This window comes from Allotamlana fucoidanivorans, from assembly GCF_045788535.1.
Lineage (GTDB): Bacteria > Bacteroidota > Bacteroidia > Flavobacteriales > Flavobacteriaceae > Allotamlana > Allotamlana fucoidanivorans.
In genome coordinates, this window is the sequence record NZ_CP074074.1 from 2,643,879 (window position 1) to 2,665,121 (window position 21,243).

The window sequence follows — 21,243 nt, forward strand, 5'->3', positions numbered from 1 at the left end:
GTGTATTTCATCGATAAAATTATGTTTTTTAACGATTTTTTTAAATAGTTTTTTATGTTTGTGTACTAACTCGAAGTTGTTATTATGCAAAAATCCAAAATAATAGGAGGTATAGTCTTTATAGTCTATCTAGTCTTTATGATTTTAGAATTTAGCGAGCATTACAGTTTCGCTTTTCTTTTAGATTCATTAATGGTACCCCTAATAGGTGTGGCTTATTTTTATTCAAAAACGCCAAAGAATATTTTCTTCTTATTATTCTTACTGTTTTATACGCTTTCAGATATTATAGGGGTTGTTACGCATGTACTAACTTATTATAATCTTAGTGAACCGGAATCTTTGGTTTTTTACAAGTATGATTACTATATAGGGAATACTTTGTATATTTTTTCATATGTGTTTTTATTGATTAGAGTTGCCTCTAAAATATCCTTTTTTCATGTTTTAAGGCATTTGAAAGTGCATGTTATTGTATTAATCGGACTGAGTGTTTATTTGGTATATGTATTGCAAAACATTATTAATAAAGATCTTGAATATGAGTATGAATATAGTGTAGAATTGGTTTATAATATTATAGTCCTTTTATTATTGTCTGCCGCTCTACTTAATTACTTTTATAGAGAAAACAAACGTTCTCTATTTATGTTTTTGGGTACATTATGCATTGTGTTTGCTGAAGTACTTGATGTAGCTTATATCTACATTGATCAGAAAAGTATTTTGAATGTAACGGCTGCTTCTTTAACATTAGCTGCATTTTATTTTTATTGTAAGCAAACTAAGTTTAGAGATGTTATTTATAGAAAAGAGGAAGAGAAATATATGATGGTTGAATAAGCGCGTAAGTTTTGCTTGTCATGTGTTTCTTTTTTGCTAAAATAAGATGAATCACACCTGGATAAATCTTGTTAAATTAATATAGAAGTTCCTTCTGCCGATTTTTCATTCTCTTTGTCAAAGTAAAAATCTATGCGTCCTAAATTGATGCCATAACACCCCACCTGATTTACTAATACATGTTTATCATCGACATTTTTTACAATAGTTGGTTTGGGTAAAAAGGTATGAGTGTGTCCGCCTATTATTAAATCAATATTATTGGTGCCTTTGGCTAGATTTAGATCGCATATTTTATCGGGGGTGTTTTTATAATAATATCCAAGATGAGATAGGCAAATGATTAAATCACAATCCTGTTCGTGTTTTAATATTCGGGTCATTTCCTGAGCTGTTTCAATAGGGTCTAAATATTTGGTTTCTTTAAATAATTCATGATTTACTAAGCCATCTAATTTTATACCTAATCCAAACACGCCTATTTTAATGTCGTTTTTAAAGAAAATTTTGTAAGGTTTTGTATGTGTGTGCATGATGGTGTTTGAAAAATCATAATTAGCTATTATAAATTCAAACTCAGCATGCGGTAATTGGTCATACAAACCGTCAATACCGTTGTCAAAATCATGATTTCCCAAAGTGGCAGCATCATATTTTAGCATGCTCATAAGTTTAAATTCAAGTTCACCACCGTAATAGTTAAAATAAGGAGTGCCTTGAAATATGTCGCCAGCATCGAGCAAAAGGGTGTTTGGATTTTCTTTTCTAATGGAATCAATCAAACTAGCACGTCTGGCCACACCACCTTGTTTAGCATTCTTGTTGCCACTTGAATTAAAAGCGTCAATATGACTGTGTACATCATTAGTATGCAGAATGGTAATTTGTTTTTGCGCACCTAAAGAAGAAAATGACTGTATGCCAAAACCTCCTATAGCGGTTAGTGCCGTTGCTGCTGTTGCTTTTTGAAGAAAATATCTACGCTTCATGTGCTTTCAACTAGTTGTTTATTTGAATAAATCTGTTGTCAATAACAGGTTGTATGGTGTCTATTTTTTTAAAATTATCTAAAATGATAGATCTAATTTTATAATTTAAGTTGAAAACAGTATCACTTTCTTTAAAAAAGTCCATATGGTCTCCTCCATGATGTAAATAATCACTTGTTGCTACGTAATATTTTTTTTCAGGATTAATAGCTTCATTATTTATTTCGGCTTTTACTAATTCATAATTTTTATTGATTACAAGTTGTAATTTTGAAATAGGATGCGCTTGTTTTGACTGAATTAAGTAGTTTATCATTTTAAATATGGTCGTTCCTTTAAGCGGTACTACAACGATGCTGTTTTCAAAAGGCATAAGTTCATAAGCATGGCTTGCTGTAATATTTCCTTGTGGTAAATTTGATCGGATACCTCCATAATTTAATAGCACCATATCAATATTTTTACCTGTTCTTTTTTTAAATACGGGGTTGGCTTCATCAAAAATAATATCTACCATATAGTTCCCAATTGCCGTGTTAAATGTGCCGTTTGTTTTAGCATATGTTTTTACTGAGTAGGCTAAAACACTATCCAAGTCTTTTTTTATATGAGTACGGTAAGGCTCTATAAAATCTTCAACCTCAGACTTTTTTAAAAGCGAGTCTGAAACTGTGATTTGGTTGGCTTCAATTTTTGTTAAATGCCATGATTTGTTTTTACAACTAAAAAAAAATAAAAAATTTAACAAAATAAAGAAAAGTGTAATCCTCATATGAAAAAAGATAAATTGAATGTACTTTTGTTACCTTTGCGCAAACCATAAAGGTAGAATGATTTTAAAAGGTTTTAAAGAAAAATCTATTAAAAAGAAGTTAAATAAATTGTTGTCAGAACGATGTGTTAATACTTCTGATAATAAGGTAGCTAGCGTTGGTGTTGTTGTAAATATTGATGAGTTTGAAAGTATTGATGTCTTTGAGCAATTAGTTTCAACCTTGGGTGTTAATGCTAATAGACTAAAAGTTATTTCTTTTTCAGAGCATATAACAGAAGATTTAAATACTTGGGATGAACGTTACAATCCTAAAGATTTTTCTTGGGATGGAGCAGTGAAAAATACAAGTTTGCAATCCTTTTTAGACACTAATTTTGATGTGCTTATTAGTTATTATGAGCAAGATAAGTTAGAATTGAAATTGATAACAGCATCGTCAAAAGCAATGTTTAAAATTGGAACATTAGAGTCTGATATGCGATTAAATGATTTAATTATTAAAATACCATTAAAAGCATTCGATGTATTTAAAGAGGAAGTCTTTAAGTATTTAAAAATATTAAATAAAATAGAGTAGAATGAGTAAATTTTTAGGGACAGGTGTTGCACTCGTTACCCCATTTAATGAAGATTTAAGCGTTAATCATGAAGCGCTTACTAATATTGTAAACTATAATATAGAAAACGGTACAGATTATTTGGTAATATGTGGTACTACAGGAGAAAGTGTTACACTTACCAAAGAAGAGAAAAAAAAGGTTATTCAAATTATAGTGCAAGCTAACCATGGGCGTGTGCCTTTGGTGTTAGGTATTGGGGGGAATAATACATCGTCTATCATTGAAGAGATTCAGTCTACAGATTTAAGAGATATTGACGCTATTTTATCTGTGTCACCTTATTATAGTAAACCAACTCAAGAAGGTATTTATCAGCATTTCAAAGCGATTGCAGAAGCATCGCCTGTAGATGTTATTTTATATAATGTACCAGGAAGAACCTCAAAAAATATGGAGCCAGAAACCACTTTGAGGTTGGCCAATGATTTTGCGAATGTTATTGGTGTGAAAGAAGCAGGTAATAATATGTCTCAATATTATGAGCTTATTAAGAATAAACCTGAAGATTTCTTAATCATTTCTGGTGATGACGATTTAGCTTTAGGGGTTGTTTTAGCTGGAGGTGCTGGTGTGATTTCTGTAATTGGGCAAGCATTTCCTAAAGAATTTTCTCAAATGATTAAATTGGGCTTGCAAGGAGATGCCAAAGAAGCTTTTAAACTACATTTTAAGTTAATGGATGTTATTGGGTATATTTTTGCTGAAAATAACCCAGCAGGTATTAAAGCGGTATTAGAAACTTTAGGTTTATGTGCAGATAGGGTACGTTTACCTCTCGTATCGGCATCACAAGCATTAAAAGAAAACATAAAAAGTTTTGTAGAAGCATTCTAGTTTTGGGAAGGAAGATTAAAGATCCAGGGGTAGGAAATGTATCGGTGCAATTTGCAAAACGCATGATTAACAACCGTGGAAGCTTTAATGTGTTGCATGAAAATAAACCGCGTCGTTTTTCTGAAGCCTACAACTATTTGGTTACTATTTCTTGGTCGCAGTTCTTTGGTCTTTCTCTTATAACATACATGTTGGCCAATGTTTTGTTTGCATTGATTTACTTGTTGTTGGGTATTGAAGATATTACACAACCTAGTGGTGATGTGTTTAAAGATTTTTTAAAAGCCTTTTTTTTCTCATCCCAAACATTTACAACAGTTGGTTATGGTGTCTTGGCCCCCAAAGGTATTTTTAGTGGTATTGTGTCTTCAATAGAAGCTTTTGTAGGACTCATGTTTTTTGCTTTTACCACAGGTTTATTGTATGGCCGCTTTTCAAAACCAAGAGCCGCTATTCGTTTTAGTGAATATATGGTTTTAAGAGATTTTGAAGACGGTAAGGCGCTTATGTTTAGAATTGAAAATGACCGAAAAAGCACCATGATAAACCCTAAAGTTTCGGTGACTTTTGTGCATACCAAAGAAAATGAGAAAGGTGAGTATGTTAATGACTTTTACGCTTTAAAGTTAGAGCGAGATACCATTAAGTACTTGCCTACTACCTGGACTTTGGTTCATGAAATTGACCAAGATAGCCCGCTTTTTGGGTACTCAGATGAAGCACTTATCAAGCAACATGGGGAGTTGCTCATTATGGTGAGTTATTATGATGAGTCGTTTAATCAGGAAGTTCACCAGTTATATTCTTATTTACTAAAGGATACAAAGCTTAATTGTAAATTTATAAAGGCCTATTATTACAATGATGCCGGTGACATGATTCTTGATCATGAATTGTTTGATGCTATTGAACCCTTAAAAAGTTAAATATAACTTAAACCTTGTGAATGCTTATATTTAGCCATTACTTTAGCTTGAAATATTATTTTTAAAATCCATATTATTAACTTAATTTTGCATTCTGTTTAAAAATCTATGAATAAATTTTTATACATATTAATAACTTTCTTTGTTTTAAGTAGTTGTAGCGAATATCAAAAGGTATTAAAGTCAACCGATATTGGTGCAAAGTTTAAAGCAGGCGAAGCGCTTTATAATGATGGCAAGTATGCTAAAGCGAATAAGTTATTTGCTCAAATTGTACCAAATTACAGAGGGAAGCCACAAGCAGAAAAACTGATGTATCTGTACTCAAGTTCTTTCTATAAAATGAAAGATTACTACGTTGCAGGTTATCAATTTGAGCGTTTTGCTTCAAGTTACCCTAAAAGTGAAAAACTAGAGGAGGCGTCTTTTTATGCGGTGAAAAGTTATTTTATGCTTTCGCCAAGGTATAGTAAAGATCAAAAAGAGACTAAAGAAGCGGTTGAAAAGTTACAAGAGTTTATAAACCTGTTTCCAGACTCAGAGTATGTGCCTGAAGCAAATCAAATGGTAAAAGAATTGGTTTTTAAATTAGAAAAGAAGGCTTTTGAAATAGCTAAACAATATAATACCATATCAGATTATCAAGCTTCAATCAGGTCTTTTGACAACTTTATATTTGAATTTCCAGGATCAAAACTAAAAGAAGAAGCCTTGTTTTATAGGTTAGATTCAGCTTATAAATTAGCAGTTAATAGTGTAGAAAGAAAACGACAAGATAGACTTGAAACAGCTAAAGATTATTCTAAAGCATTCAAGAAATTATTTGCTAGTTCAAAGTATATTGAAGACGTTGATGATATGGCAAATATTATAGAAAAGGAATTAAAAAATTACAGCTCAAAAAGTTAAACAAATAGTAACAATGGATTTAAAAAAAATCAATGCTCCTGTAAATACAGTAACGTATGACAGAAATCAAATAGATGAACCAACTGGAAACATCTATGAATCAATTTCTATCATTGCTAGACGTGCAGATCAAATTAACACAGAGATTAAAAAAGAACTTATTGATAAGTTAGAAGAGTTTGCTACTTACAATGATAGTCTTGAAGAAATCTTTGAAAATAAAGAGCAAATTGAGGTCTCAAAATTTTATGAAAAATTACCAAAACCTCATGCATTAGCCGTTCAAGAATGGTTAACAGATAAAGTTTATTTTAGAAATACTGAGGACGATTCTCAGGAATAATTTCTTATGAGTATATTAAGCGGTAAGAACATCCTGTTAGGTATTACTGGTGGTATTGCCGCTTATAAAACTGCTTCATTAGTAAGGCTGTTTGTAAAATCTGGTGCACATGTAAAAGTAGTCATGACGCCATCTTCAAAAGATTTTATAACACCCTTAACGTTATCAACGCTTTCAAAAAATCCAGTATATTCTTCTTTTACAGATGAATCAGATGATAATGCTGTTTGGAATAGTCATGTAGATTTAGGGTTGTGGGCCGATTTGTTTGTAGTAGCACCAGCAACAGCAAATACCATGAGTAAAATGGCTAATGGGGTTTGTGATAATCTGTTATTAGCTACATATTTATCGGCTAAATGTCCAATTTATTACGCACCAGCTATGGATTTGGATATGTACAAGCATCCTTCAACCATCAAATCGTTTGAAAAACTCAACGCTTTTGGGCATGTTATGATTCCTGCTACCAGTGGAGAATTAGCCAGTGGGTTAGTTGGTGAAGGCCGAATGGCTGAACCAGAGGATATTGTGTGTTTTCTGGAGCAGGATATTTTAAATAAACTGCCACTAAAAGATAAAACAGTTTTAATTACAGCAGGACCAACTTATGAAGCGATAGATCCGGTGCGTTTTATTGGGAATCATTCCAGTGGGAAAATGGGGTTTGAGATTGCCAAAGTTGCTGCAAATTTAGGAGCACAGGTTGTTTTGGTAAGTGGGCCTACACATGAAAGTTTAAATCATGCTCTAGTTACTGTTGTTCCAGTGGTAAGTGCTCAAAACATGTATGATGAGGTTCATAAGTACTTTGAAGCATGTGATATTGCTATATTATCGGCTGCCGTAGCAGATTTTACACCAAAAGAAGTAGCTGTGCAAAAAATAAAAAAGGCTTCAGATACGTTAATAATAGAATTAAGTAAAACTAAAGATATATTGGCGTCATTGGGAGCTATTAAAACAAAGCAGTATCTGGTAGGTTTTGCTTTAGAAACCAACAACGAATTAAAACATGCTAAAGAAAAACTTAAAAAGAAGAATTTAAATTTAATTGTTTTAAATTCGTTGAATGATAAAGGGGCTGGATTTAAAACCGATACCAATAAAGTTACTTTTATTGATGATCAAGAGGTGGTGACCGCACATCAATTGAAGTCTAAAACGGAGGTAGCTTCAGATTTGCTTAACAAAATTATGTTAGAAATTAATGCGTAACATTTTAGTTTTAATAGTATGCTGCTTAACCATTAAAGGTTTTTCACAAGAGTTGAATTGCAATGTGGTTGTTAATGCTCAGCAAACTGGGAATGAAAATTTTCCTATTTTCAAAACACTTGAAAAGCAAATTACGGAGTTTGTTAACAATACAAAATGGACAGATAAAACATTCAAAACTCAGGAGCGTATTAATTGCACTATGGTTATTAATGTAAATAACTATAGTGGAGAATCGTTTCAGGCCGCTTTGCAAGTTCAATCGTCAAGACCTGTTTTCGAATCATCATTTAGTACACCTATTTATAATTTTAATGATAAAGATTTTAATTTTAGGTATTTAGAGTTTCAAAACCTTATATACAATCCTACCCAATTTGAATCTAATTTAATATCCGTGTTAGCGTTTCATGTGTATATGATATTAGCCTTAGATGCCGATACATTTTCAGAAAAAGGAGGTGATGAATATTATAAACAAGCGCAAATAATTACTAATTTTTCCCAGCAAGGGAATTATAAAGGCTGGAAAGTAGAAGATGGTTTACAAAGTAGGTTTGCACTGATAGATAATGTGCTTTCTCCAACCTTTAAAGAATATAGGGCGGTGCTTTACAATTATCACAGAAAAGGTTTAGATGTGATGAGTAGTGATGTAAAAACAGGTAAAACAGAAATAGCAGAAGCTATAAAAATGTTTTTACCTATGAATAGCAGAAGACCAAACTCCTTTTTGTTACGTACTTTTTTTGATGCTAAGTCTGATGAAATTGAACAAATTTTCTCTGGAGGCCCTCAGGTAAATATAGCTAGCGTAAAAGACGCTCTTCAAAAAGTGGCGCCCATGTATAGTACAAAGTGGCAAAGTATAAGGTTTTAAATCAGCCTTGTTTTAAAACGGTTTTACACCTATATTTAAGTTTTAAATTTAACCCAATAAATCACTGTGTTAGCATCACTATCAATAAAAAATTATGCATTAATTGATCAACTTCAAGTAGATTTTAATAATGGATTTTCAATTATAACAGGTGAAACTGGAGCAGGGAAATCTATTCTATTAGGGGGCTTGTCATTAATTTTAGGAAAACGGGCAGATTTAAGTAGCTTGAAAGATGCTACCCAAAAATGTATCATTGAGGCCGTTTTTAATGTTTCTGGTTACAAATTGCAGTCCCTTTTTAAAGATATGGGTTTTGATTATGATGACTTTACTATTATAAGAAGAGAAATTTTACCTTCGGGGAAATCAAGGGCATTTGTTAATGATTCGCCAGTAAATTTATCAGGTTTACAGGTTTTGGGAGAACGTTTAATAGATATTCATTCGCAACATCAAACATTACAATTAACCAATCAAGACTCTCAGTTTCAAATCATTGATGCTTTAGCAGATAATGGTCTGGATTTAGAAATATATCAAGCTGAACTTAAACGTTTTAAAAGGTTACAAACGGCCTTGAAAGAATTGGAATTGTTTAAGGCTGAAGCACTTAAAGAATACGATTATAATTCGTTTCTATTAAATGAATTAGTTGAAGCTCAATTGGTGGAAGGAGAAGAAGAAGCACTCGAAGAAGAATTTGAAACCTTAAATAATGTTGAGCAAATCAAAGAGCTTTTGGCGGGAGCTCATCATTTACTAGAAGATGAACAAATTGGAATAATCACTTCGTTAAATCATTTAAAACAGGTTTTTCAAAAGCTTTCTGGGGTATCATCAAAGTATCAGGAGCTTTATGAAAGAGTTAATAGTAGTTTTATCGAGTTAGATGATTTGTTTAGTGAAGTACATGATTTACAAGAGGGCTTAGATGCCGATCCGATACGTTTAGAGCAAGTTGATACTAAGCTTAAAATATTGCATAATTTAATGCAAAAACATGTAGCGTCGAATGTTTCAGAGTTGATTGAAGTTAAATTAAAACTAGAAGAAAAGGTTTTTGAAACGCAACATTTAGATGAAAATATTGAAAAGAAAACCCTAGAAATTTGTTTAAAAGAAACAGAACTAAATGAATTATCGGATAATATTCATAAGAAGCGCTTAGAGGTGGTACCTAATTTAAAACAACAATTGGAGTCTGTTTTAAGTAATTTAGGGATGCCAAATGCCCAATTTCATATAGATATTACTAAGAGTGACACCTTCTATGCTAACGGGAAAGATAATTTAACGTTTTTGTTTTCAGCCAATAAAGGGGGGCATTTTAACGAATTGAAAAAAGCGGCTTCAGGTGGTGAATTATCTAGAATCATGCTGGCTATTAAGTCGGTGTTAGCTCAGTATATTCAGCTTCCTACCATTATGTTTGATGAGATTGATACAGGGGTTTCGGGTGAAATATCAAATAAAATGGGTGATATTATGTTGCAAATGAGTAAAACCATGCAGGTGTTTTCTATTACGCATTTACCGCAAATTGCAGCCAAAGGACACTCGCATTTCAAGGTTTATAAAAAAGATGTTGATGATATAACGCAAACCAATTTGCGTAAATTGAACCATGATGAACGTATCGTTGAAATCGCTCAAATGCTTGGAGGAAAAGAGGTGTCAACTTCAGCTATAGCACATGCAAAAGAATTACTCAATTAATTAGTATCTTTGTGCGCTGAATAACCAATTAAAATACAAATTCAATATACATGTATAACTTATTAAAAGGAAAAAGAGGAATCATTTTTGGAGCATTAGATTCAAATTCAATTGCTTGGAAAACTGCCGAACGTGTTCATGAAGAAGGTGGACAGTTTGTGTTAACTAACGCACCTGTTGCCATGCGTATGGGGCAAATTAATGAACTTGCCGAAAAAACAGGTTCTCAAATTATTCCAGCTGATGCCACATCATTGGAAGATTTACAAAATCTAGTTGAAAAGTCCGTGGAAATATTGGGAGGTAAAATTGATTTTGTATTACATTCTATAGGTATGTCTATTAATGTTAGAAAAGGAAGACATTATACAGATCAAAATTATGATTGGACTCAGAAAGGAACAGATGTTTCTGCCATGTCTTTTCATAAAGTTATGCAAGTGCTTTACAAGCAAGATGCCATGAATGAATGGGGAAGTATTGTTGCGTTGAGTTATATGGCTGCGCAACGTGTGTTCCCTGACTATAATGATATGGCTGATAATAAGGCATATTTAGAAAGCATTGCGCGTAGTTTTGGATATTTCTTTGGAAGAGATAAAAAAGTAAGAGTAAATACTATTTCACAATCTCCTACACCAACAACGGCAGGAAGTGGTGTAAAAGGATTTGATGGTTTTATATCTTATGCAGAAAAAATGTCTCCACTAGGAAATGCAACGGCTTTAGATTGTGCTAATTATACTGTGACATTATTCAGTGATTTAACAAAACGCGTAACACTTCAAAACCTTTATAATGATGGAGGTTTTAGTAATATGGGTGTGAGTGATGCTGTGATGTCTGCTTTTGTTGGAGACGAAGAATAATTAAGATAAAATATACAGATTGAGCCACCGTAAAAACGGTGGCTTTTTCATTACATTTGTGTTATGGCATTGCAGTTTTCATTTATCATTCCCGTGTACAACCGGCCAGACGAAGTTCAAGAACTTTTAGAGAGTTTTATGGAGCTTGAAGGTAAAAAGGAGTTTGAAATTGTAATTGTTGAAGATGGCTCTACATTGCCTTCAAAATCAATCGTTGAGGCTTTTAATGACACATTACATGTGTCATACTACTTTAAAGAAAATTCAGGTCCTGGAGATTCTAGAAACTATGGTATGAGAAAAGCAAAAGGCAATTATTTTATCATTTTAGATTCTGATTGTATTTTGCCACCACAGTATTTAACTGAAGTAAAAAGGAGTTTAAACGAGGATTATGTAGATTGTTTTGGTGGACCAGATGCGGCACATCATTCATTTACCAATTTGCAAAAGGCTGTAAATTTTTCAATGACCTCTTTTCTAACAACGGGCGGAATAAGAGGGGGTAAAAAGCATTTAGATACGTTTCAGCCAAGGAGTTTTAATATGGGCTTATCAAAAAAAGCCTTTGAAGCCTCAGGAGGTTTTGGACGAATACACCCTGGTGAAGACCCCGATTTATCAATTAGACTATGGGATTTGGGTTATAGAACCAAGTTAATCTCAAAAGTTTTTGTGTATCACAAACGTAGAATTTCATGGCAAACATTTTACAAGCAAGTGAACAAGTTTGGTTTGGTACGCCCTATTTTAAATAAATGGCATCCGTCAACAAAAAAAATAACCTATTGGTTTCCTACATGTTTTAGTTTGGGGCTCATAGCTTCTATAGTGTTATTGGGGTTAGATATAAAATGGCCTATTTTTTTATATGTACTATATTTTTTAATGGCTTTTGTTTTAGGGTTTATTAGTGAGAAAAACGTTAAGGTAGCCTTGTTAGTTATTCCTGCTATTATTATTCAATTTTTTGGCTATGGTATAGGGTTTTTGAAGTCTACCATAGTGGTTTTTATATGTAAAAGAGCGCCTGAAGTATACTTTCCTAAGTTATTTTTTGAAGCCCCATGATAAAACAATTAAGATCATTATTAATCGCTTCTATTAAAAACAGAAAAATAAATGTTTTTCTTTTGTTTTTTGTATTGGCATTTGTCATTTTAATTTTCACCAAGCTTTCAAAGGAATATACAAATACCATTCCTTTTGCCATTCAGAAAATGCATGTCCCGCAGGAGTATGTCATTTTAAACGATACAGCAAAAGTGAATATTACCCTTAAAACACATGGGTTTAAATGGCTTAGTTATTATTTTTCTAAACCTAAAATAAAAGTAGATTTTAAAAAAGATGTGTATAAAGAAGGTAGCTTTTTTGTTTATAGTAAATCGAAGGCATATCTAAATAATACGCAGTTTGATAAGGCTGTGGAGTTGCTTAATATAAATCCAGAAAAATTGACCTTCAAATTTGATGTGAATCAGGTTAAAAAATTACCAGTAAAGATAAACACACAAATTGCTTTTAGTCCAGGTTATGATAAGGCTTCAAATATGGTTTCAGAACCAGACTCTATTGTGATTATTGGGCCTAAAGCTCTGGTGTCTTCGTTTAGTTTTTTAGAAACAGAACCATTGGTGTTGAAGGATGTTAGAAGCCATATCTCACAACCTGTGGCTATTAATTTACCACAAAATCAACCTGATTTAAAATTCTCTCACAAAAAGGTGGTTATAAAAGCTGGAGTAGAAAAGTTTACCGAAGGTGCTGTAAAAGTTCCTGTAACTTTAATAAATGTACCCAATGGTGTGAAGGTTAAATATTTTCCAAAGGATATTTCAGTATCTTACTATGTAAGTTTGTCAAACTTCAAGAGTGTCACAAATAAAAGTTTTAAGGTGGTCGGTGACTTTAATAATGCAAAAGGAGATCAAGCGTTTTTAAAATTAGAGGTGGTTGAAATACCTAAAACGGTAAGAAATGTAAAACTGAGTCAGAAACAAATAGAATTTATAATTGTAAAATGATAGTTGTTGGACTTACTGGAGGTATTGGTAGTGGTAAAACCACAGTAGCAAAACTTTTTGAAGATTTTGGTGTTCCCGTATACATTGCAGATATAGAAGCTAAAAAGCTTATGAATCAATCAAAGGTTATCAAGCGAAAATTGATTCAGTTGTTTGGTGAAGAAGCCTATAAAGGAGGGGTGTTAAACAGACCTTTTCTTGCAGATGCTATTTTTAATAATGAGGTTTTTCTGGAAAAAATGAATTCAATTATTCACCCCAGAGTGGCGCGGCATTTTGAGAAATGGATAGCAAAACAAAATGTGCCATATGTGATAAAAGAAGTTGCTATACTATTTGAAAATGGTGGGTACAAGGTATGTGATTATGTGATAACAGTGACGGCGCCTAAAGAAACCAGAATAAAGCGTTTATTGAAACGCGATCATACTTCGGTAGCTAGAATAGAAGCTATAATGCGAAATCAATGGACAGATGAAGCCCGTATAGAGCGATCTGATTTTGTTATTGAAAATATAAATCTTGAAAAGACTAAAGAGAAAGTTGCTCAAATTCATAAGGAAATCATTACAAATATTAAATTTTAACATTTTTGTTAACATTAGGTTAAAAGGACAGGAGGCTAAATGTTAAAATGTTAATTTTGATTGATGAGCAAAAGAAAATTCATCCTGTTAATAATACTCATGAGCTTGTCGCTTATCGGTATTATTTCCATACAGGCTTACTATATAAATGATGCTGTAAACAACGAAAAAGACCGTTTTAAATTTAACGTTCTTACGGTATTGAATTATGTGGCAAATACTATTGAAGACAATGAGTCTGAGAAGTATTTTGCTGAATATATGAGTCTTGATAAAGAAAAGAAAACAGATGAAGATGCCGTTTCTCAACTACTAATTTATCAAAAGAATAACAGTACCAAAGAAACGCTTATTTATAAAAGTAATGTGCTTGAAGAAGATTATAAATTGTCTTCGTCGCTCTTTGACATTGGTTTAGATAGTTTAGATATAAACAATATTATTGGAAATTCAACAACCGAAATTTTTACTGATGTAGGTTCTGAAAAGGATTTAAAAAGTCCAATTTCTAAAATAGTAAGAAGCGGTGCTATTGATGAAGCCCAACGTCTTAGTTTTGATAAAAGTTTTAAGGAAGTTTCTAAAAGGAAGCCCGTGCATAAACGCGTTTCAGAAAACGAAATAAGAAACTTATTGTCTGAACGCCTAAACAAATACGGTATTAATATTGATTTTGAGTTTGCGGTGTATGATGGTGATTTGTTAACCAAAGTACACAGTGATAATTTTGAGAATGAAGCAAAGTCAACGTTTGATGTGTCGTTGTTTAGAGATGAAAACAATAGAGGGCTTTATCGCTTATTAGTAAATTTTCCAGGAGATAAAAAGTTTATTCTCTCAGGAGTGATAGGGATGATTATGCTTTCGGTAATTTTTACTTCCATTATTATCATTGCCTATTCAAGTGCTCTTTATCAATTAATCAAACAACGTAAAATCGCTCAAATTAAAACAGATTTTATCAATAATATGACCCACGAATTTAAGACACCAATAGCAACCATTAATCTTGCTCTTGATGCTATAAAAAATCCTAAGGTTATTGATGATAAAGAGAAGGTAATTCGTTATCTTTCAATGATAAAGGAAGAGAATAAACGAATGCATGCTCAAGTTGAAAATGTGTTGCGTATATCTAAGTTAGAAAAGAATGAGCTTAATATTAGTAAAGATAGAGTAAAACTGCATGATTTAATAAGTGATGCTATTACGCATGTAGAACTTATTGTAGAAGACAGAAAAGGATATATTAAAACCTATTTAAATGCAGATAAATCGTCTGTTTTAGCGAATGAAACTCATTTTACCAACGTTATTGTAAATATATTGGACAATGCTATTAAGTATTCGCCAGAAGCGCCAAAGATTGAAGTTTATACAGAGAATGTAGGCACAAACATTATATTGAAAGTTAAAGATCATGGCAGCGGAATGAGTAAAGCTGCTGCCAAAAGAGTTTTTGAGAAATTTTATAGAGAACATACAGGAAACATTCATAATGTGAAGGGTCATGGTTTAGGATTGGCCTACGTTAAACGTATTGTTGAAGACCATCAAGGTCATGTATCAGTAGAATCAGAAAAAGACAAAGGAAGTACATTTATTATAAAACTTCCGCTAATATCATAGTTATGGAAGAATTCAAAAAAAGAATATTATTAGTAGAAGACGATCCTAATTTTGGAACCGTACTAAAAGATTACTTAATGATGAATGATTATGAGGTAACTCATGCCAAAAATGGTATGGAGGGCTTTGAAAAATTCAGAAAGGATGATTTTGATTTATGTATTCTTGATGTCATGATGCCTTATAAGGATGGCTTTACTTTAGCTAAAGAGATAAGGGAAAAAAATTCAGATGTGCCTATTATCTTTTTAACTGCTAAAACCATGAAAGAAGATGTTTTGAAAGGGTATAAGGTTGGGGCTGATGACTATTTGAATAAACCTTTTGATAGTGAAGTGCTGTTAATGAAAATTAAAGCCATCATTCAGCGTAAGGCTACTGAAACTATTTCAGATAGTAAACAGTTTGAATTTAAGATAGGTCGTTTTGATCTTAATTCAAAACTCCGATTTTTACGATTTGATGGTGGGGATCCAGTAAAGCTATCTCCAAAGGAAAATGAACTACTACGTTTATTAGCGCTTCATGAAAATGATTTAATGCCAAGAGAATTAGCTTTAACAAAGATATGGCGAGATGACAATTACTTCACGTCAAGAAGTATGGATGTATATATTGCTAAGCTGCGTAAATATTTAAAATTAGACGAGAAAGTAGAAATACTTAACATTCATGGTGAAGGCTTTAGGTTGGTAGTGAATGATTAAGTAATAATTGCTTTAAATGATATCAAAAAATCCAGCGAAGGCTGGATTTTTTGATTATATAAAATTATTATACAAGTTGTTCACTTATCCAGTTTTTAAATTCATAAAAATTTTGTGGGGCTACACCATGGCCAACCGGAAATTCTGAATATTTATTTTTTATGCCTAAACTATTTAAAAAGTTAGGTGTTTGTCTGGCCCAGTCTACAGGAATTACCTGATCTACGCTACCATGTGAGCAATAAAAATCTAAATGTGAATAGTTGTGTGCGCTTAGGTTCTCAGGAAAAATATCTTGAACAATATAACCACTCAAGGCCACAATATTTGTTACTTTTTCAGGGTAGGTTAAAGCAACACCATAGCTTAAAATAGCCCCTTGGCTAAACCCTAAAAGTGTTACAACATCTGTATTTTTAACTGGGTAAGTTTCTGTTGCTTCATCAATAAATGTCGCAATTAAATCTCTAGATGATTTTGCTTGTTCAATATCGTTCCATTTTCCTCTGTCAGCGTCAAAATTTATAGCGTACCAGGCATTACCGTAGGGTTGCATAGCGTATGGAGCCTTTACAGAGATAATAAAAAGTTCTTCGGGTAATTCAGAAGCAAAAGAAAATAAATCATTTTCATCACTACCATAACCATGCATCATGATAAGCAGTGGGGCGTTTTCTGAAAGACTGGAAGGGCGAATAATATGTTCTAAAGACAATGTTGTGTTTTCCATGAATTAGCTTCCTAAGTTTGAAAAAAGTTTTTGATATAAATGTCCCACTAAAGGTACGGGTTGTGCTTTTTTGTTTATGGCTGTTGACAATCCATAAATAAAAAGTACTGCAAAAAATAAATAAAAGCCAGAAGTTAAAGGCCAGCTATCAAAGTTGCTTACCATGTAACCAAGCGCATAAAAGGTAAGCCAAAGCCCAAGAGATTGCCTGATATGAAAACTAGCAAAGGCGCTTTTGTTTTCGTTGTTTAGGTAATATGCTATAATAACCCCAAATATGGTAATATAGCTAATTATGGCATTTTTACGCCCTTTTTCAATATCCTGTTCAGTCATTGGTTTTAGGAATTTAAAACTACTTTATTGTTTGAAATAATACCGTAAACTTTTCCTTTTAAAGTTTCATTTTCAAAAATGGCGTTCTTTGATCTAGAAAAGATGTTTGTTTTGTTAAAACGGTATTTTTCATTAGGGTTAAATAAGCTAAGATTGGCTTTTTGGCCTATTTGTATTGGTGAGGCCTCTAGTCCAAATCTTGCTTTTCCTTTAGTAAGGAGCTCTATAGTTTTTTTAGTAGTAAAAATAGTTTGTAAGGCTCCAAAGGCACTTTCTAAACCAATGCTGCCGTATTGGGCATGATCAAACTCTACTTTTTTCTGTTCAATATCAATAGGGGTATGGTCAGATGTAACCATATCAATGGTACCATCTTTTACGCCTTTAATCAAAGCTTCAACGTCTGCTTGAGTTCTTAAAGGAGGTAAAACCTTGAAATTTGTATTAAACTCTGTTAATGTGCTGTCGGTAAAATATAAGTTGTGGATGGCTACACTACAGGTTACATTGAGCCCCTTCTTTTTAGCAGATCTAATAAGTTCAACTGATTTGGCGGTTGAAATAGTAGGAATGTGTAATTTTCCATCAGTATATTCCAATAAAAATAAATCTCTTGCCACTTGTAATGCTTCAGCAAGAGCCGGGATTCCCTTTAAGCCAAGTTTAGTGCTGGTAATATGTTCATTAACAACACCATGTCCTGAAATTCTGTTTTCCTGAGGAAAAGAACATACTAAGCCATCAAAACTACCTGTGTATTGCAGGGCAATTTTCATTAGGTTAGGATTGCTAATGGCGCTTTTATAATCGTAAAAGGCTACGGCACCAGCTGTACTCATATCATAGAGTTCAGCTAAATCTTCACCTTTACTACCAGCGGATAGGGCACCAATTGGAAGTAAGGTTACGGGATGGTTGTTTGATTTTGCTTTTATGAAGGTAATATCAGCATTGGAATCAATAACAGGATGGGTGTTTGGATTCACGGCTATACTTGTAAATCCTGATTTTGCCGCTGTTGCTAATCCGTTTTCTATGGTTTCACGTTCTTCAAAACCGGGTTCCCCAAAACTTACACTACTATCAAACCAACCTTGGGATACATGTAAATCATCAAGGGTTATTACCTGATATCCTTTTGGGATGTCAAGCTGGTTTGCAATCTTAGAAATCGTACCGTTTTCAATTAATATGTCTTGGGTAGAATTGTGAAATTCGCTTTTTGGATCAATAATCGTGGCCGATTTTATAAGTATGTTCATTTAAAGAATTTTAAGATGAGCATTTCAATAATCAATAACGCTAATGCAAAAATAACAAACCATTTCCATAGGTAGTTAACTTTTGTCTCACTTTTTAAGGTGTTTGCTACTTGGCTTATGGAATTATTCACCTCACTGTTTTTTGAGGGGGCAAGCCTCCTATATTTTAGTTCACTTTCTTCTCTTGAATAGTTGAAACTTATGTTTTGTAAGGTGTCGTTATGTTTTTTAATGGCGTAAATTCCAGCTTCGGAAGGTTCGTTGTCTGTATTAATAATAACTTTATTGTTTAAATACTGCTGTTTAGGAATAAGGTTAGTGTTGTCTTTTGAGAGTGTTAACACAGCATCAGATGGTATAGTGGTTTCAATCTCAATATGGTTGTTGTTGCCTATAGTGTAAAACGGTTGAGGACTTTTAAGGCTTTGTTTTCCAATATTGAAAAACGTAGGCACAATTAAAGGAGAATTTTTAAAGTTAGAATTAAGGGTGTTAAGTGGAGCTGAGAATATGTATGTGTTTTGGTTGTTAATTAAAAAAGGTTGCTGGTCTTCAAAAGATAAGGCTGATGTTATGTTGTTTGAATAAAGAGCATAAAAACCATTTACTTTAGGATATTGAAAGTTCCTGACTTCTTTTTCAAAAACACCGTTATTGTATAATGCATGCGAAAAATTAATGGTTGTTATAAGCTTTTCATACGTATTAAAACTGCCAAAATGTAACCCGTTTGCAGTCAATAGAGCATTGTAGCTTGTGTTATCTGCGTTTTCTGAAGGAATAATAATTAGGGATCCGCCTGCTTTGGTGAATTGAATTAAGGCAGAAACTAGAGCATTTGGGATGGTTTTTAGTTCGTTTAGAATGATAAGATTTTGCTGGTCTATAACATTATAGTCAAATTGAGTTTCAGGCACGCCTTGGTATGAAAATATGCTCTCCTTATAAAGGCGTTTTAAAAAAGAGTCTTCAATACCGTTAATAGCTAAAATGTTTATTTTGGAATTTGAATTAATGTTAAAATAAAAGGTGTTATCAAACTGTAAATTGCCGTCATCAATAACTATTTTTCCGTTAATGGTTTTGTTGCTTGGTAATGAGAATTCAGATGCTTCAGAATCACTATTTTTTATAGATGTTTTGGCAATTAATTTGTTATTATTGTATAATGATATGGGGACGTCTCTAGAATCTGATATATTGTTTTTATATTCAACTTTTAGTTTCAATGAGTTATTTGAAGTTTCTGATAATGAGATGTTTTTTATATAACTATTGTTTTTGTCTATAGGAAGAGTTTGTATAAAATAGGTGTGGATAAGCGTGTCTAACTCCAGATTAAAATGGCTTTTGTCTTCTTGAAAATCTGAGATAAAGATCAAGCGTTTTAACGTACTATTCTTATTAGAAAAATAGCGTTTAGATTTTAAAAAAGCGGCCTTGGTAGAAACTTTTTCTGAAGTATAATCAATAGCTAATAAATCATTTTTTATGCTGTTTATAGTTATGTTTTTAAACGCACTATTATTGGTTACAATTGATATTGTTTCATTGTTTGGTAGGAACTCAATAACATCTTGAATGGCTCTTTTTAAAAGTTCACCTTGACTGCCTTTAGCTTGCATGCTAAACGAATTATCTATGTAAATAACAGTTTCTTTTTCTGTATTTAAAACATTTCTTTTAGAGGTAAAAGGTTGGGAAAATCCAAAAATTAAGGCTGCTAAAAGTAAAAGTCTGGTAAAGAGTATTAGCCATTTTTTTATTTGAGAACTTTTTCTTGTTTGAATAACCGCCTCTTTTAAAAAAGTGACGTTGGTAAATGCAATTTTTTTGAATTTTCGTAATTGAAATAAATGAACAATAATAGGTATGAGCAGTAAAAATAAAGCGTAAAGAAATTCTGGGTGTTTAAACTGCATAGGTCATTTAGATTAATCCAAACCTACATAAAATTTTGTCACTAGCAAAAGAAAAAATAGTCTGTCATTGCATGCATATCTTGCTTTTCAAAATAACTTTTTATGTCGTTTTGAGCTTTAGGGTTGGCTACAGTTACAATACTTTGCGCTTGGTTTATGTGTTCAAGGTGCGTAAAAGGTTTAAGTTCCTGATCATAAATCTCTTTACCAATTTTCTTTGGGTTATCGCAAATCCATGTAAATGCTATTTGTTTTTCTACCAGTTTTTTGGCAATAGTTTTTCCTTTAAAACCAGCACCCCAAATGACTAAAGGTCTTGAGTTATCAAAATCTAACTCTAAAAAATAATGTAATTTGATATCTAAAAATGTGTTTTCAGCATAATTACTGTGCGTTCTTGAGGTACGAGTTTGATAGTCGCGCCAATAATGAAGCATATCACTACTTGGAATAATTTTGTATTGGGCTTTATAGAATCTAAAGGTTAAATCATAATCTTCAGGATATCTGTCGTGGTTAAAACCGCCACAAGCTACAAAGTCTTCTCGGTATATCATCCAACAAGGAGAGGCTATGACACACTCCTTGTAAATTTCAGAATAATTCTGACCTTGTTCAGTTAAACGGTTTAGCCAATCTTCATATTTTTTGTAGCCATCACTTATACCGCGATCGGAAAAATAAGCCACACGCCCCGTAGCTACATGATTTTTTCCTGATTTTATCAAACTTTTTACCATGGTGTCAATTTTGTGTTCTGGCATCACATCGTCGCTATCCATGCGGGTTATTAACACACCTTTACTGTATTTAAAGGCTAGTCTTAAGGCATCAATAATACCTGTTCCAATATTGTTGAAAAGATGTATTCGTTCATCCTTTTCCGAAAATGATTTTACAATATGGCGGCTGTTATCAGTAGAGTGGTCGTCAATAATAATAACTTCCCAGTGACTATAAGTTTGATTTATTATTGAGATTAGGCAATCAGATAGAAATGATTCTGTATTTTTAAACGGAATTAAAATGCTTACTAGTGGGGTTTTCATTTGGCGAATTTAACAAAACCTTAAGAAGTCTGCACGTAACATAGTAGTATTTTGCACGTCATTTACAAA

Annotated in this window: 22 protein-coding genes; 15 read left to right on the plus strand and 7 right to left on the minus strand. The window is 32.6% G+C overall.

The genetic code is table 11. The features are described from left to right. The first annotated feature begins 84 nt into the window (after positions 1–84). The gene (locus KFZ70_RS11555; RefSeq protein WP_139698023.1) at positions 85–843 is read left to right on the plus strand and encodes a hypothetical protein; all 759 of its coding nucleotides are present in this window, start codon (positions 85–87) and stop codon (positions 841–843) included. A 71-nt stretch (positions 844–914) separates the two neighbouring features. On the opposite strand, the gene KFZ70_RS11560 is transcribed toward KFZ70_RS11555, so the two are convergent. After that, positions 915–1,832, minus strand: coding sequence for a bifunctional UDP-sugar hydrolase/5'-nucleotidase (locus KFZ70_RS11560; RefSeq protein ID WP_139698022.1), 918 nt, complete (start codon positions 1,830–1,832; stop codon positions 915–917). A 10-nt stretch (positions 1,833–1,842) separates the two neighbouring features. Further along, positions 1,843–2,604, minus strand: a complete 762-nt coding sequence (locus KFZ70_RS11565; protein ID WP_139698021.1) for a 5'-nucleotidase C-terminal domain-containing protein — start codon at positions 2,602–2,604, stop codon at positions 1,843–1,845. Positions 2,605–2,662: 58 nt separating this feature from the next. Between KFZ70_RS11565 and KFZ70_RS11570 the strand changes: the two genes are divergently transcribed. The 14 genes from KFZ70_RS11570 (at position 2,663) to KFZ70_RS11635 (ending at position 15,875) form a co-directional block, all read left to right on the plus strand. Beyond that, positions 2,663–3,184: a DUF6913 domain-containing protein gene (locus KFZ70_RS11570; protein WP_139698020.1), complete on the plus strand. Its 522-nt coding sequence runs from the start codon at positions 2,663–2,665 to the stop codon at positions 3,182–3,184. 1 nt (position 3,185) lies between these two features. Then, entirely contained in the window at positions 3,186–4,061 is an 876-nt protein-coding gene (gene dapA, locus KFZ70_RS11575) for a 4-hydroxy-tetrahydrodipicolinate synthase (RefSeq protein WP_139698019.1), read from the plus strand. Positions 4,062–4,063: 2 nt separating this feature from the next. Next, complete coding sequence (locus KFZ70_RS11580; protein WP_139698018.1) at positions 4,064–4,987, plus strand: ion channel; 924 nt, start codon at positions 4,064–4,066, stop codon at positions 4,985–4,987. A gap of 108 nt (positions 4,988–5,095) precedes the next feature. Then, positions 5,096–5,896 carry an outer membrane protein assembly factor BamD gene (locus KFZ70_RS11585; protein WP_139698017.1) on the plus strand — a complete coding sequence of 267 codons (801 nt, stop codon included), beginning with the start codon at positions 5,096–5,098 and terminating at the stop codon, positions 5,894–5,896. Positions 5,897–5,909: 13 nt separating this feature from the next. Next, positions 5,910–6,239, plus strand: coding sequence for a DNA-directed RNA polymerase subunit omega (locus KFZ70_RS11590; RefSeq protein WP_139698016.1), 330 nt, complete (start codon positions 5,910–5,912; stop codon positions 6,237–6,239). Positions 6,240–6,245: 6 nt separating this feature from the next. Beyond that, positions 6,246–7,457 carry a bifunctional phosphopantothenoylcysteine decarboxylase/phosphopantothenate--cysteine ligase CoaBC gene (coaBC, locus tag KFZ70_RS11595; protein ID WP_139698015.1) on the plus strand — a complete coding sequence of 404 codons (1,212 nt, stop codon included), beginning with the start codon at positions 6,246–6,248 and terminating at the stop codon, positions 7,455–7,457. After that, positions 7,450–8,337: a DUF4835 family protein gene (locus KFZ70_RS11600; protein WP_139698014.1), complete on the plus strand. Its 888-nt coding sequence runs from the start codon at positions 7,450–7,452 to the stop codon at positions 8,335–8,337. Before coaBC ends, KFZ70_RS11600 begins: the two co-directional genes overlap by 8 nt. A 66-nt stretch (positions 8,338–8,403) precedes the next feature. Then, positions 8,404–10,056 carry a DNA repair protein RecN gene (gene recN / locus KFZ70_RS11605; protein WP_139698013.1) on the plus strand — a complete coding sequence of 551 codons (1,653 nt, stop codon included), beginning with the start codon at positions 8,404–8,406 and terminating at the stop codon, positions 10,054–10,056. Positions 10,057–10,106: 50 nt separating this feature from the next. Beyond that, positions 10,107–10,925, plus strand: a complete 819-nt coding sequence (locus KFZ70_RS11610; protein ID WP_139698012.1) for an enoyl-ACP reductase — start codon at positions 10,107–10,109, stop codon at positions 10,923–10,925. 63 nt (positions 10,926–10,988) lie between these two features. Beyond that, a complete protein-coding gene (locus tag KFZ70_RS11615; protein ID WP_139698011.1) occupies positions 10,989–11,996 on the plus strand; it encodes a glycosyltransferase family 2 protein in 1,008 nt (335 codons plus the stop codon). Next, positions 11,993–12,952: a CdaR family protein gene (locus KFZ70_RS11620; RefSeq protein WP_233244070.1), complete on the plus strand. Its 960-nt coding sequence runs from the start codon at positions 11,993–11,995 to the stop codon at positions 12,950–12,952. Before KFZ70_RS11615 ends, KFZ70_RS11620 begins: the two co-directional genes overlap by 4 nt. Then, on the plus strand, positions 12,949–13,539 hold the full coding sequence (coaE, locus tag KFZ70_RS11625) for a dephospho-CoA kinase (RefSeq protein WP_139698010.1): 591 nt from the start codon (positions 12,949–12,951) through the stop codon (positions 13,537–13,539). The genes KFZ70_RS11620 and coaE overlap by 4 nt, the downstream gene beginning before the upstream one ends. A gap of 63 nt (positions 13,540–13,602) precedes the next feature. Then, on the plus strand, positions 13,603–15,168 hold the full coding sequence (locus KFZ70_RS11630; protein ID WP_199240681.1) for a sensor histidine kinase KdpD: 1,566 nt from the start codon (positions 13,603–13,605) through the stop codon (positions 15,166–15,168). 2 nt (positions 15,169–15,170) lie between these two features. Further along, complete coding sequence (locus KFZ70_RS11635) at positions 15,171–15,875, plus strand: response regulator transcription factor (RefSeq protein ID WP_139698009.1); 705 nt, start codon at positions 15,171–15,173, stop codon at positions 15,873–15,875. A 67-nt stretch (positions 15,876–15,942) separates the two neighbouring features. Here the strand turns inward: KFZ70_RS11635 and KFZ70_RS11640 are convergent, their stop codons facing one another. The 5 genes from KFZ70_RS11640 to KFZ70_RS11660 are packed head-to-tail and all read right to left on the minus strand — an operon-like array spanning position 15,943 to position 21,174. Continuing rightward, complete coding sequence (locus KFZ70_RS11640; protein ID WP_407515515.1) at positions 15,943–16,605, minus strand: alpha/beta hydrolase; 663 nt, start codon at positions 16,603–16,605, stop codon at positions 15,943–15,945. Between the two features lie 3 nt (positions 16,606–16,608). Beyond that, positions 16,609–16,941 carry a hypothetical protein gene (locus tag KFZ70_RS11645; RefSeq protein ID WP_139698007.1) on the minus strand — a complete coding sequence of 111 codons (333 nt, stop codon included), beginning with the start codon at positions 16,939–16,941 and terminating at the stop codon, positions 16,609–16,611. Positions 16,942–16,946: 5 nt separating this feature from the next. After that, entirely contained in the window at positions 16,947–18,203 is a 1,257-nt protein-coding gene (locus tag KFZ70_RS11650; RefSeq protein WP_139698006.1) for a dihydroorotase family protein, read from the minus strand. Then, the gene (locus tag KFZ70_RS11655; protein ID WP_139698005.1) at positions 18,200–20,125 is read right to left on the minus strand and encodes a BatA domain-containing protein; all 1,926 of its coding nucleotides are present in this window, start codon (positions 20,123–20,125) and stop codon (positions 18,200–18,202) included. The genes KFZ70_RS11650 and KFZ70_RS11655 overlap by 4 nt, the downstream gene beginning before the upstream one ends. 41 nt (positions 20,126–20,166) lie before the next feature. Further along, positions 20,167–21,174 carry a glycosyltransferase family 2 protein gene (locus KFZ70_RS11660; RefSeq protein ID WP_139698004.1) on the minus strand — a complete coding sequence of 336 codons (1,008 nt, stop codon included), beginning with the start codon at positions 21,172–21,174 and terminating at the stop codon, positions 20,167–20,169. Between the last annotated feature and the right edge of the window lie 69 nt (positions 21,175–21,243).